General features: G+C 69.4%; 11 protein-coding genes and 1 tRNA gene. 10 read left to right on the top strand and 2 right to left on the bottom strand.

All coding sequences use genetic code 11. The annotated features are described in order from the left end of the window. The first annotated feature begins 74 nt into the window (after positions 1 to 74). Positions 75 to 311: a hypothetical protein gene (locus OG584_RS16110; protein ID WP_266862480.1), complete on the top strand. Its 237-nt coding sequence runs from the start codon at positions 75 to 77 to the stop codon at positions 309 to 311. 868 nt (positions 312 to 1179) lie between these two features. On the opposite strand, the gene OG584_RS16105 is transcribed toward OG584_RS16110, so the two are convergent. Beyond that, positions 1180 to 1253, bottom strand: a tRNA-Gly gene (locus OG584_RS16105). A 644-nt stretch (positions 1254 to 1897) separates the two neighbouring features. On the opposite strand from OG584_RS16105, the gene dcd reads away from it, so the two are divergent. The 5 genes from dcd to OG584_RS16080 all read left to right on the top strand — a co-directional run bounded on the left by dcd (position 1898) and on the right by OG584_RS16080 (position 7244). Further along, complete coding sequence (gene dcd, locus OG584_RS16100) at positions 1898 to 2473, top strand: dCTP deaminase (protein ID WP_405778527.1); 576 nt, start codon at positions 1898 to 1900, stop codon at positions 2471 to 2473. Positions 2474 to 2480: 7 nt separating this feature from the next. Further along, positions 2481 to 2978 carry a phosphoribosyltransferase gene (locus OG584_RS16095; protein WP_405778526.1) on the top strand — a complete coding sequence of 166 codons (498 nt, stop codon included), beginning with the start codon at positions 2481 to 2483 and terminating at the stop codon, positions 2976 to 2978. A 470-nt stretch (positions 2979 to 3448) separates the two neighbouring features. Next, positions 3449 to 4102: a LuxR C-terminal-related transcriptional regulator gene (locus tag OG584_RS16090; RefSeq protein ID WP_405778525.1), complete on the top strand. Its 654-nt coding sequence runs from the start codon at positions 3449 to 3451 to the stop codon at positions 4100 to 4102. Between the two features lie 209 nt (positions 4103 to 4311). Beyond that, complete coding sequence (locus OG584_RS16085) at positions 4312 to 5004, top strand: DUF4255 domain-containing protein (protein ID WP_405778524.1); 693 nt, start codon at positions 4312 to 4314, stop codon at positions 5002 to 5004. After that, complete coding sequence (locus tag OG584_RS16080) at positions 5001 to 7244, top strand: ATP-binding protein (RefSeq protein WP_405778523.1); 2244 nt, start codon at positions 5001 to 5003, stop codon at positions 7242 to 7244. The genes OG584_RS16085 and OG584_RS16080 overlap by 4 nt, the downstream gene beginning before the upstream one ends. Before the next feature lie 192 nt (positions 7245 to 7436). On the opposite strand, the gene OG584_RS16075 is transcribed toward OG584_RS16080, so the two are convergent. Then, positions 7437 to 8891: an RICIN domain-containing protein gene (locus OG584_RS16075; RefSeq protein ID WP_405778522.1), complete on the bottom strand. Its 1455-nt coding sequence runs from the start codon at positions 8889 to 8891 to the stop codon at positions 7437 to 7439. 550 nt (positions 8892 to 9441) lie between these two features. On the opposite strand from OG584_RS16075, the gene OG584_RS16070 reads away from it, so the two are divergent. The 4 genes from OG584_RS16070 (at position 9442) to OG584_RS16055 (ending at position 12275) form a co-directional block, all read left to right on the top strand. Beyond that, complete coding sequence (locus OG584_RS16070; RefSeq protein ID WP_405778521.1) at positions 9442 to 11034, top strand: phage tail sheath family protein; 1593 nt, start codon at positions 9442 to 9444, stop codon at positions 11032 to 11034. A 163-nt stretch (positions 11035 to 11197) separates the two neighbouring features. Further along, positions 11198 to 11641 (top strand): phage tail protein, encoded by a 444-nt coding sequence (locus OG584_RS16065; protein WP_405778520.1) that lies wholly within the window; start codon positions 11198 to 11200, stop codon positions 11639 to 11641. Then, a complete protein-coding gene (locus tag OG584_RS16060; RefSeq protein WP_405778519.1) occupies positions 11641 to 12120 on the top strand; it encodes a hypothetical protein in 480 nt (159 codons plus the stop codon). Before OG584_RS16065 ends, OG584_RS16060 begins: the two co-directional genes overlap by 1 nt. Beyond that, positions 12117 to 12275, top strand: coding sequence for a DUF6760 family protein (locus OG584_RS16055; protein ID WP_405778518.1), 159 nt, complete (start codon positions 12117 to 12119; stop codon positions 12273 to 12275). The genes OG584_RS16060 and OG584_RS16055 overlap by 4 nt, the downstream gene beginning before the upstream one ends. The last annotated feature ends 257 nt before the right edge of the window (positions 12276 to 12532 follow it).

Here is a 12532-nt window from a genome sequence, read left to right as displayed (position 1 = left end):
AAGATCTTCGGGCGCAACGTTGACCTGACGCGGTTGGCCGGTCCCGGTCCGGCCCCTTGCTTGAGGAGAGATGTATGAAGTCGTGGCGTAAGCGAATGACCTACGGTGCCGCTGTTGCTGCCGCTCTGGTCGCGATTCCGCTGGCGGCCGGTTCCGCCTCGGCCGCGAGCTGGCACGACATCGCCGGTGGTCCCGAGATGTACCCCAACATGGCCGCGTGCAAGGCGGACATCCCCCGGGCGAAGAAGCAGTACCAGGACGCCACCTGTGTCGACAACAAGGGGCGCATCTCCCTCTGGGTGCTGTACTGATGGCGTAGTGCCCGATGGACGCGCACGGCCCCGCCGCTCCGTTCGCCGGGGCGGTGGGGCCGCCGTTCGTGAGCGTGCGCCGGCGGGTCCGGTGAAGCCGGCCCCGGCGAGGGTGGCGGCGGTGATGGCGGAGTGAGCGGCCCAGCCCGGATGGAGGCGCTTGAGTGAGGATCCGGCGAGCTCCAGAGTGCCTGCGGCCATGGGTGCCGCATATGTCGAGTGCCGAGGTGATCGCCGAAGCATCCAGGCCACGCAGTTTCCCGGCAACGGCCGCCGCCGTGAACGCCCCTGCGATGTGCCGGTGGTATCGGTGGCGTACGGGCTGATCCAGATCAGGTTCTCCCCGGCCCCGGATGCCCGCTTGGCTTCACGGTCGAGATATATGCCCATCTCGTGGACCGCGCTGTGAGCCTTCCGGGCGCAGGTGCGCAAGGTGTCAGCGCGCTTACGTAACTGTGCGGGCGATTCCTTGCCGGTCACGGGTGTGCATCCCCGGTCCGCAGTGGATCATGGCCGCTCAGCGGGCGACTTGTCTGCCTTCCTCGCACGGACCCCGTAGGCGGCACCTGTGGTCCAGCCCGCAGCGCGGCTCCTGGGTGCTGACCGGGATGTTTCTCGGGACCGAGCGAAAACCTGATGAGCCCAGGGCCCCGGGATTGCGGTGGGTTTGGCTGATCCATACCCGGTCACGTGCGCTGGGTCCATGCAGGAGAAGGTCCGCTGTTGGCCTGGACATGAGGGTCCTGACGGGGCGGGCAACGCTGGTCGGCAAGCCGAAGGTCAGGCATCGGGTACGGAACGGGCACGTGACGCTTGAGCTGGTCCAGACAACAAAGAAAACCCTGGTCTCCGACCAGGGCCTTCGTAATGGAGCGAGTGACGGGAATCGAACCCGCGCTCTGAGCTTGGGAAGCTCATGTTCTACCATTAAACTACACTCGCGCAGCGATCTTCCCGGAGGGAATCGCACGCGCTCACTCTACCGCATCCCCGAGCCGGGCCCGTCTGTGTCCGTATCGCTCGGGCCCTGTCGTCCGGCCGGTCGGACGCCCCGTGGGTCTGCTGGGCACCTCCGGTCACCCCGCGTCGCTGTCCGGGGGACGTTCCGTACGGGTGTCCGCTTCGCGGTCGCCGTTGTTGTTGATCCGGTTGTTCCAGGGTGGGATCCGGCCGCCGGGTGCGGGTGTTGAGGCGTACCGTGGCCGATCGGAGTGCCGGTTGATGCGGCGTCCTGTACATCCCCTAATGTGGTGTTTTCTCTCGTCCACGCTTGATGGGGAAGGGACTTGATGGACCCGATGGAAAGTACCGTCGTCCGTTGTGCCGAAGGGCACGTGTTCAGTACCAGCTCGTTCCCGTTGCAGCAGCTCGGGGCCGACCGGATCGGGCCCGGACGGCTCATTCGGTGTCCGCGCTGTGCCCGGTTGCGGCACGCCGTGCCGGTGGGGCTGGAGCAGCAGTAGGAGCAAGTGAGTGGCAGGAGCGGTGGCTGTGGCCGCCGTGTGGGACAGGAGTGGCGCCTGTGGTGCGGGGTGTGCGGGTCGGCCGATTGGGGCAGGGCCGCACGGTCCCCGTATCCTCGGGGCGTGCTTCTCTCAGACAAGGACATCCGGGCCGAGATCGACGCCGGACGCGTGCGCATCGATCCGTACGACGAATACATGGTGCAGCCCTCCAGCATCGATGTGCGGCTCGACCGCTACTTCCGGGTGTTCGAGAATCACCGTTACCCGCACATCGACCCCGCGGTCGAGCAGGCGGATCTGACGCGCAAGGTCGAGCCGGACGGGGACGAGGCGTTCATCCTGCACCCCGGTGAGTTCGTGCTCGCCTCGACGTACGAGGTCGTCACGCTGCCCGACGATCTCGCTTCGCGCCTCGAAGGCAAATCCAGCCTCGGACGGCTCGGGCTCGTCACGCACTCGACCGCCGGGTTCATCGACCCGGGATTCTCCGGGCACGTCACGCTCGAACTGTCGAACGTCGCGACGCTCCCGATGAAACTCTGGCCCGGCATGAAGATCGGGCAGCTCTGTATGTTCCGGCTCTCCTCGCCGGCCGAGCACCCGTACGGCAGTGAGCGGTACGGGTCGCGCTATCAGGGGCAGCGCGGGCCGACCGCCTCGCGGTCCTTCCTCAATTTCCATCGGACCCAGGTGTGATTCAGCCATGAGTGACGTACGCGAGAACCTGACGTACGAAGGTTTCGGGCACGCGGTGCGCGAGCTCGCGCAGACCATCGCCGACGACGGCTATGAGCCGGACATAGTGCTCAGCATTGCGCGCGGCGGGGTATTCGTGGCCGGTGGGCTCGCCTACGCCCTCGACTGCAAGAACATTCATCTCGTGAACGTCGAGTTCTACACCGGTGTAGGGACCACGCTGGAGATGCCGGTGATGCTGGCGCCGGTGCCCAACGCAATCGACTTCTCGGCCAAGAAGGTGCTCATCACCGATGATGTCGCCGACACGGGGAAGACCCTCAAGCTGGTCCATGACTTCTGTGTCGGAGCCGTCGCCGAGGTGCGCAGCGCTGTCATCTACGAGAAGCCGCACTCGCTGGTGAAATGCGAGTACGTGTGGAAGCGCACCGACGAGTGGATCAACTTCCCCTGGAGCGTCGAGCCTCCCGTCGTGCGGCGCGAGGGCCAGGTGCTGGACGCCTGACGAGGCGTTTTCGGATTGCGTGGGAATGGTGAAGGGTCCGAGTGCCGACCGGCACTCGGACCCTCTCGCTTCTCCGCCTCCGTCACTGTTTTGTATCCGTTCTGTACCTGTTGACGGCGGCGCTGGGCCCTCGGGATTCCGCTGTCGCGGTGTGCGGCAGTCGGCGTTCTGCGGGGTTTGTCCAGCTTTCTTACTTGATGCGGGTGGTATTTGCGCGGCCTCTTGGCTGTAATGCGACTCAGAGCCCGCGGAGTTCACGAACCTGTCATCTTCGATCGCCCGGGGTATGTAACCGGTCGGATACGGGTGTGTGAGAGGCTTTCCGGTCGGTGGTCGCCTTAATACCGGGCTGTCCGTCTCGTGCCGATCTCGTGCAGACCACGAATGCGGACACACCATCAGACACAGGAGTGCGGGCTCCGTTGATTCCGCCGGATCATGGTGTTCTGCGAGAACGTGAGGGGTTGGCTTTGCGGACGTCTTTAGACACGACGGGACCTGATGCCAGGATCCCGGTCGCCATCCACGCGTCCGACCCGCTCTCGTTGGCAGGAGCTACCACTCAGCTGCGCCAGCAGCCGGCCATCGAGCTGGTCGACGAGGCGAGCGAGCGGCCGGGGACGGTGGCGGTCCTGCTGGCGGATGCGCTGGACGAGCCGACCCTGTCGCAGTTGCGGCGACTGGTGCGGATCGACGGCACCCGGGCCGTGCTCGTGGCGGGCCTGATCCGTGAGGCGGAACTGCTTCAGGTGATAGAGAGCGGCGTGGCGGCGATCGTCTGGCGTCACGAGGCCACCGGGCACCGGCTTCTGCAGGCTGTCATCGCGGCATCGAGAGGCGAGGGAGACCTCCCGTCCGATCTTCTGGGACGGCTGATATCCCAGGTCGGTGCTCTCCAGCGCAAGGCCACCAGCTCGCCGGGCGCCCCCGCTTCGGGGCTCTCCTCGCGTGAGCTGGAGGTACTGCAGCTGGTGGCCGAGGGCATGGACACCGCCGAGGTCGCCAGGAAGCTCTCGTACTCCGAGCGCACCGTGAAGAACGTGATGCACGGCCTCACCACCCGGCTGCACCTGCGCAACCGGGCACATGCTGTCGCATACGCGTTCAGAGAGGGATATATCTGACCGAACCGGCGGGTGATCCCCCGGTTTGGACGACATCGTCGGGCCTCAAGGGCAGTACCCACTGCCCTTGAGGCCCGACAGCGTGGCCCCCGTACCGTCCCCCGCACCCCTGGGGCGCGGGGGTGGCTCGGGGGCAGGATGGCGGTGCGGACCCGCGACGCGGAGCGGTGACGCCTGAGACACCGCCGGCACCAGTGAAGGGCGCGACAGTGATCCACGAGGTGGACGAGGTCCTGAAGGGGCTGCTGTCAGGCGGCGCGCTGGCCGGGACCGGGGTCGACATCGCCTTCGAAGCCCCGACCCGGGACTGGGCGGCGCGCCGCAACTCACCGACGATCGACGTCTACCTGTACGACATCCGTGAGGACGTCAAGCGGCGTGAGCGTGGCGCCATCGCGGTCAAGGACGAGCGCGGTGTGGTACTCAAACGGCAGCAGCCGCCGCGCTGGTTCCGGCTCTCGTATCTCGTCACCGCCTGGACCAAGCAGCCTCAGGACGAACACCGGATGCTCTCCGCCGTCCTGGCCACGCTGCTGCCCCGTGAGGTGCTGCCGCCGGACCAGCTGACCGGCGCGCTGGCCGAACTCGGGCTCACCGTGCCCATGACGATCGCCGGACTGCAGACCGACGCGCGGTCGTTCGCCGAGATCTGGTCCGCGCTGGGCGGCGAGCTCAAGCCCTCCCTCGACCTCGTGGTGACGGCGCCGTTCCCGGCGTTCCCCGAGTACGAGGTCGGGCCGCCGGTCACCGAGGGCGCCGGGGTGCGGGTGCGCGGGACGGACGGCACACTCGAAGACTCGCAGGAACGGCATCACCAGCAGCGCCACTTCGCCAGGACCGGCGTGCGCCGCCGTCCCGGCACCGCCGGTGGGGCACCGAGCACGGGGGCGCAGTCCGAATGACCGCAGGTGCCGACACGACCGCAGGTGCCGATCCCGGCCTTCAGGCCGGTCACGAACCCGCCCTTCCCGGACTTGAGCCCGGCCGAAGTGGCGACGCCGGTCTCCGGGCCCCGGCCGACGCGCTGCTGGCCCGGCTGACGCTGCTGCGCGAGCGGGTCGCGGAGCTGGTGGCGCAGCGCAGCGCAGCCGACCCGACAGCCGCTGATCCGCTGCGCGGCCTCTACCTCTCCGACGAGGCCGTCCAGCATCTGCTCGGGCCGCGCGGTGCGGCCGGGCCCGCATCCGGTGACGTTCCGCACACCGGCGAGGATGCCGCTTCCTCCGGGGCCGGGGCCGTCTCCCGCCCCGGCCCCGGAGCGCCGGGCGGCAGCGACCGGCTGCGCCGGCTCGTCACCCGCCTCGGGCTCGGACCGCTGGACGAGGCGATCCTGCTGCTGGCCCTAGCCCCCGACCTCGACCGCACCTTCGAGCCGTTGTACGGCTACCTGAACGACGACGTCAGCCGCCGCCGGGCGACGGTGGGGCTGGCCGTCGAGCTGTGCGGGCTGCCCGTGCACGACGCTGTGGCGCGGGCCCGTTTCCACTCATCGGCGCCGCTGCGCGCCATGGGCCTCCTCCAGGTCGAGGAGGCCGAACGGCCCTTCCTCAGCCGGTCTTTGCGGGTACCGGACCGGGTCACCGCGCATCTGCTCGGCGACGACACCCCGGACGCGGCGCTCGCCGGACAGGTCACGCTGCTGCGGCCCCGCCCCGCCGAGTCCGCGCCGCAGGGCGGCCCGCTCGTGGAGCGGCTCGCCGAACGGCTCGGTGCCGGGCGGCCGGCGGTGTACCTCCGGGAGGAGCGGGAGGGCGACGCGCTCTCCTGCGCCACCGCCGCACTGACCATCGCCGGGCTCGAAGCACTGCACTTCACGCCCGGCCACGGCTCCTCGGGGGACGCCGCGGCGGACCCGGCCGCCCCTCATCCGGACCAGGGCGAGCAGGGGACAACGGAGCTCGTCCCCGATCTGCTGCGCGAGGCACGGCTGCGGGGGTGCCCCATCGTGGTGGCACCGGTACCGGAGAAGCCGGGACCGCTGCTCAGGGCGCTGCTGGCGCAGGTCGCGGAGGGCGCCCCTGCGGGTGTATCCGTGCTGCTCGCCGGCGGGCGCCCGTACGATCCGCACTGGTGCGACCAGGACCCGCTGGTCCTCGACGCCCCCCGTCAGCGGTCCGGCGATCTCGGTGTCTGGACGGCGGCCCTCGGGTCGGCGCAGGGCCCGGACGGGCCGCAGGAGCTCGGCTTCGATCTGGCGCCGGTCGTCGCGCCGTACCGGCTGGGCGGGGACCGGATCCGGCGTACCGCGCGCGCCGCGCTGGATCTCGCGGCGTTCGACGGCGGGACGCTGTCCGCGGCGCATCTGCGGCTCGCCGCCCGGCAGCAGTCCGCTTCGGGCCTGGAACAGCACGCCCGCCGGATCAGGCCCGATGTGGGCTGGGACGATCTGGTGCTGCCCGAGCGTCCGCTGGCGCAGCTGCATGAGCTGGCGCTGCGGGCGCGCCACCGCGACCGGGTGCTCGGTGACTGGCGGCTGAGCGCCGGCGGCGGGCGCGGGCGGGGTGCGCTGGCACTGTTCGCCGGTGACTCCGGGACCGGCAAGACGCTGTCGGCCGAGGTGGTCGCGGCCGAACTCGGCCTCGATCTCTACGTCGTGCAGCTCTCGTCCGTGGTCGACAAGTACATCGGCGAGACCGAGAAGAACCTGGAGCGGATCTTCACGGAGGCCGACCGGGCCGACGCCGTACTGCTCTTCGACGAGGCCGACGCCGTCTTCGGGAAGCGCTCCGAGGTCAACAGCTCGAACGACCGCTACGCGAACCTGGAGAGCGCCTACCTGCTGCAGCGGCTGGAGTCCTTCGACGGCATCGTGCTGCTCACCACCAACCTGCGGGCCAACATCGACGAGGCGTTCACCAGGCGGCTGGACCTGATCGTCGACTTCCCGTTCCCCGACGCCGGCCAGCGGCTGGCGCTTTGGCAGCACAGCCTGGTCCATGTGCCGTGCGTGGACGACATCGATCCGGGCCGGTGCGCCAAGGACTTCGAGCTGGCGGGCGGTTCGATCCGCAGCGCCGTGGTCACCGCCGCCTATGCGGCTGCGGGCCGGGGGTCGCCGGTCACTTCGGCCGACCTGCTGGCAGGCGCGCAGCGCGAGTACCGCAAGGCCGGGCGGCTGGTGCTGGACGACGGCGGCTGGTGAAGAGCGGTGATGTGCCGCACGGCCGGTGAAGAGCGGCTGATGTGACGCGCGGCCGGTGAAGCGCAGCCGGTGACATGTGGCCGACGAAGACGCGCGGCCGACGAGGAGCGGGCGGTGGGTGAGGACCCACCGCCCGCTCCTCGTCACTTGCCGCTCACGGTCCCGTACCGCTCCGGCCGGGACCGCCCGGCCTCACGCGTTCTTGGGGGCCTGGATGATGGCCCACTCATGGGCGTCCTGGAGGTCGCAACGACCGATCAGGAGCTCGTTGTCGTCGTTGTCGCCCTGCTTGCCGTTCGGACCGTTCGGCGTCGTCTTCAGGCAGAGGTCGTGACTGGCGTAGTTGCGGATCAGGTAGTGGTCGTCGCGCTGCTTGTCGAGCCACCACAGCTGGTTGTCGCTCTTGGTGCCGTCGCAGGTGAACTCGGCGACCCCGGTTCCGGCGGCCCTGGCGCCGTAATCGCCCAGGTCCATGCAGAGGCGGTCCTTGATGTTGCGCATCTGGAAGAGGCTGTTCTTGCCGGGGCCACCGTGCGAGTAGCGCACCTCCAGGTCCCAGACCTGGTTGTCCGCGTCCGTGAAGTTGCAGTCGTTCTCGATCACCCAGCCGTTGATCTGTCCCTTGTCCCTGCCGGGGAGTTCGGCGCAGAGCTTGGTCCCGGTGTTCTCGATCGCCACGTGCTTCTGGTTCGCCGGGTCCGCGGGCTTCTTCTTGGGTGCGCCGCCGCCACCACCTCCTCCGCCGCCGCCGCCGCCTCCGCCTGCGCCGCCGCTGTCCCCGGTGTCGGGGTTGGGGGCCGAGGGGGTGGGTGGCGGGACGCTGGCCGCGGGGGGCGGCAGGCTGGGGGTGGGGGTCGGTGCGGGGAGCGCGACGCCGGCTTCCTGGGGTTTGGCGGTGGCGCGGGTCGCGGCCTGGGGCTTGTGGGTGAACCAGGCCATGATGAAGACGATGGCGATGGCCATGCAGACCGCGAAGAACGTCGCGAGCCAGCGGGGCAGGAATCCGCGCTGGACGTAGGTGCCGTCGACGTCGAGGGGTTTGGTGCCCGAGCGCTGGATCGCGAGCCGGTAGGGGCGGTCCTGCTTGCGGCCGAACCAGATGATCTGGCGCGGACGCAGGGTGGCCTTGACGAACGCGGCACGGCCGGGCTCGATCTGGACGTTCGCCGGGTGGATCTCGTACGACAGCTGGTCGCCGTTCTCACTGCCGTTGACGGACGCGGTGAGCTTGGTGTTGCCCAGGTTGTCGATGGCCAGCTTCGGACGCCCGCGGAAGCGGCCCTTGACGGTGTGGGGCACGAGTTCCGCGCGGACCTCGGAGAACGGGGTGATCGTGACGTTGCCCTCGGGGACCGTGGTGGCCTCCGGGTGCTCCGTGGGAATGACCTGGACACCGTACGGGTTCGGCCCGGCGATGGCGTCCGGGGTACGGGGCGGGGCGAACGTGAGGTCCACGGTGCCGGTGGTGCCCGGGAAGAGACGGATGGTCGGTGGTTCGACGGTCACGTACGGGGCCAGATCACCGACGGGTACGCACCGGTACTCGTCCACGACGTCGCCCGTGTTGCGCAGGCGAAGCCGCACAGTAGCCGTACTGCCGGGGTCCACCGTGGTGGACGCAGGCTCCAGAGAAGTCCAGATGCTCACGCGCCGGACTCTAACCAGCCGCTTGACACCATGTCACCAGGCAGCAGGGCAGGATCGATGCCCCGCACGGCTTTTCCCCCTGCCCTTCGTGGCGGCTGCGGGAACGGGCAGATCCGGGTGGCTCGGCTGCCGGGTATGCGGCTGTCGCCGTCGGGCCGTCCGCGTTGCGTTCCGCCCGCCGCAGGAGAGGGCGTTGTGTCGCGAATGGCCGGTTCCGGGGCGGTGTTGTGCGGATTCTGCCCCGGGGCGGCCCTGTTTCAACGGTGACCGGCCGGGGACGATTGCCCTGTCGGACAGTACGGTGTACCGCGCGGGCAGCGGGGCTTCGGCCCCGGAGTGCCCATCGGGGCACCCGGCAGCCGGGTGCGGGCACGTCCGGGCAGGTACGGGCAGGTGCGGGCCGTGGACCGGCCGCGGTTCCGTGAACGCCCGGCTGCCCGTCGGGGCATACGGCATGCCCTCGGTTAGGTACCGGCGGACGTTTCGCCGCCGCGTCCGGTCTCGCAGGGTGGAAGGCAGGTCGTATCTCGTACCCCGAGGAGAGCTGAGCATGCCGTCTTACCTGTCACCAGGTGTGTACGTGGAGGAGGTGGCCAGCGGCTCCCGTCCGATCGAGGGTGTGGGCACCTCGGTCGCCGCCTTTGTCGGTCTCGCGCCCGTCGGGCCGCTCAACGAGCCGACGCTGGTGACGAACTGGACGCAGTACGTCGCTTCGTTCGGTGAGTTCACCGACGGTTACTACCTGGCGCACTCGGTCTACGGTTTCTTCAACAACGGCGGCTCGGCCGCCTATGTGGTCCGCGTCGGCGGAGTCCCCGGTGGAATCCCCGGCGACGAGGAGCAGAGTCCCGCTGCCGTCACCGGCCGGCGTGCGCCGGCCGCACTGCCGCCCGGCGAGCCGAAGCAGCTCGGCACCTTCGCGGTGTCGGCGATCGCGCCGGGTGAGAGCGGTTCCATCAGCGTCGAGGTCGCGGACTCCGAGGGTCCCGCGGACCGCTTCAAGCTGGTCGTCAAGGACGGCGAGAAGGTCGCGGAGACCTTCGACGTATCGGCCAAGAAGGGCAACCGCAACTACGTTGTCACGCAGGTCAAGGAGCGCTCGAAGCTGATCCTCCTGCAGGAGGACGCGGCTGCCGCGCAGGTCGCCAGGCCGGAGAACCAGACGGTCGCGCTCGCCGCGCCGCCCGCGGCGCCGGCCACTCCGGCCCCCGTCGAGCAGCAGCAGACCGATCAGGTGCGGATCGGCGACTACCTCGGTGACTCCGCCGACCGGACCGGCTTCGGCGGTCTTGAGGCGGTCGACGAGATCTCGATGGTCGCGGTCCCCGACCTGATGGCCGCCTACCAGCGCGGTGCCATCGACCTGGAGGCCGTCAAGGCCGTCCAGCTCGGTCTGATCGCCCACTGCGAGCTGATGGGCGACCGGCTGGCCGTCATCGACCCGCCGCCCGGCCTGAATGCCCGTCAGATCCGGGTCTGGCGCCAGGAGACCGCGGGTTACGACTCCAAGTACGCGGCCCTGTACTACCCGTGGATCAAGGTCTTCGACCCGGCGGGCGGCCAGACCCGGCTGATCCCGCCGAGCGGTCACGTCTCCGGTATCTGGGCCCGTAACGACTTCGAGCGCGGTGTGCACAAGGCGCCGGCCAACGAGGTCGTACGCGGCGCCGTGGACCTGGAGATGCAGATCACCCGCGGTGAGCAGGACCTGCTGAACCCGCTGGGCATCAACTGCATCCGGGCCTTCCCGGGCCGCGGTATCCGGATCTGGGGAGCGCGCACCCTCTCCTCCGACCCGGCCTGGCGCTACCTGAACGTCCGCCGGTACTTCAACTACCTGGAAGAGTCGATCCTCACCGGCACCCAGTGGGTCGTCTTCGAGCCGAACGACCAGGCCCTGTGGGCCCGGATCCGGCGTAACATCTCCGCGTTCATGGTGACGGAGTGGCGCAACGGCGCTCTCTTCGGCGCCACGCCGGAGGACGCCTACTACGTGAAGTGCGACGCCGAGACCAACCCGCCGGAGTCGGTGGACCTCGGCCGGGTCATCTGCGAGATCGGTGTCTCACCGGTCAAGCCGGCCGAGTTCGTGATCTTCAGGCTGGCCCAGTTCTCCAGCGGTGGCGGAGAGCTGGAGGAGTAGCAGCGCTCCGGACCCGGCGGCCAGGACCTGGCCGCCGGGTCCGGCCCGCGCACCACCGGGTGTCCGTCCGCCGGGGCCAGCATGGCTCGTGCGGGCGGCCCCGGTACCGGCACCACCGGCACTACCGACACCACGGACAGCGCGAACAGAAGGAACAGCGTCCATGAGCCTCATGCCCGGCGATTCGCTCACTTCACACAATTTCGGCCTCCAGATCGACGGCGTCATGGTCGAGTACCTCCAGGAGGTCAACGGCCTGGACATGACGCAGGACGTCATCGAGTTCCAGCAGGTCTCGGCGAACGGCCAGCCCATCACCAAGAAGCTGCCCGGCGTCAAGAAGGCCGGGGAGGCCACGGTCGTCCGCGGTATGACCCAGTCCAAGTCCTTCAACGACTGGATCAACGCCTCCGTACGCGGCGACATGGGCTCGGCCCGCAAGAACGCCTCCATCATCGTGATGGACTACCAGAACGCGCCGGTGAAGCGTTACCACCTCCGCAACGCCTGGTGCAGCAAGGTCTCGGCCAGCACGGTGAAGGCGGGCGAAGCCTCGGCCCTCACCGAGACCGTCACGATCACCTACGAAGAAATGATCATGGAGTAATGCGCAGGGGAGCAGTTGCCCAGCCCGCACCGGCCGCCGCCGCCGCGGTGACCCCCGAGGAGACCGTCCCGGTCGCGGCCCCGGCCGAACCAGCGCCGGTACGACGGGAGTTGCGCACCGAGTTCGCGTTCGAGCTGCCGCGCGGCTACGTGGACGAAGCGGGGACCGTGCACCGCGAGGGCGTCATGCGCCTGGCCACCGCACGGGACGAGCTGATTCCGCTGCGGGACATCCGGGTGCAGGAGAACCCCGCGTACCTGTCGGTCGTCCTGCTCGGCCGGGTCATCACCCGGCTGGGCAGTGTGGCGCACATGCACGACGGCGTGGTGGAGAACATGTTCGCCTCCGACCTGGCCTTCCTGCAGGACTTCTACCGTCAGGTCAACGCCGAGGGCCACACCAGGGCCGGGGTGACCTGTCCGCACTGTGAGCAGCCGTTCGAGGTCGAACTCGGCGGGAGCCGCCTGGGGGAATCGTGACGTACGCGACCGAACGTGTCCACGAGGAGATCGCGTACATCGCCTACCACTTCCACTGGAGCCTGGAGGACATCCTGGACCTCGAACACCGTGACCGTCGTCGGTACGCCGAGCAGATCGCCGAGCTCGTGACCCGCGCGTCGGCTGAGCGGTAAGGGGGCGGGAGCACCGTCATGGGATTCCTCGATCGGCTCCGGGGCCGTACGGACACGGGCCCGGACGCGCCTGTCCGCACCACACCTCCACCTTCTGCCCCCGCGGTCGCACCTGCGGCGCCGGAAACGGCTGCCGCGGCTTCCGGGCGGGACTGGAACGGTCTGCCCGCGATCCAGCGGGCGTCCGTCCGGCCGGCAGGGCACGCGGTGGCCACCGCCGACTTCGGTTCACGGCTGGCCACTTGGCAGAACCCCTC

The organism is Streptomyces sp. NBC_00859 (genome assembly GCF_045161865.1).
GTDB lineage: Bacteria > Actinomycetota > Actinomycetes > Streptomycetales > Streptomycetaceae > Streptomyces.
Note: the sequence above shows the minus strand (reverse complement) of the source record. Positions and strands in the feature narration are given on the sequence as shown.

Bases quoted from the DNA above. Each gene is read 5' to 3' on its own strand.
- OG584_RS16110 (WP_266862480.1), top strand. From the start codon at position 75: ATGAAGTCGTGGCGTAAGCGAATGACCTACGGTGCCGCTGTTGCTGCC.
- OG584_RS16095 (WP_405778526.1), top strand. From the start codon at position 2,481: ATGAGTGACGTACGCGAGAACCTGACGTACGAAGGTTTCGGGCACGCG.
- OG584_RS16080 (WP_405778523.1), top strand. From the start codon at position 5,001: ATGACCGCAGGTGCCGACACGACCGCAGGTGCCGATCCCGGCCTTCAG.
- OG584_RS16070 (WP_405778521.1), top strand. From the start codon at position 9,442: ATGCCGTCTTACCTGTCACCAGGTGTGTACGTGGAGGAGGTGGCCAGC.
- OG584_RS16065 (WP_405778520.1), top strand. From the start codon at position 11,198: ATGAGCCTCATGCCCGGCGATTCGCTCACTTCACACAATTTCGGCCTC.
- OG584_RS16060 (WP_405778519.1), top strand. From the start codon at position 11,641: ATGCGCAGGGGAGCAGTTGCCCAGCCCGCACCGGCCGCCGCCGCCGCG.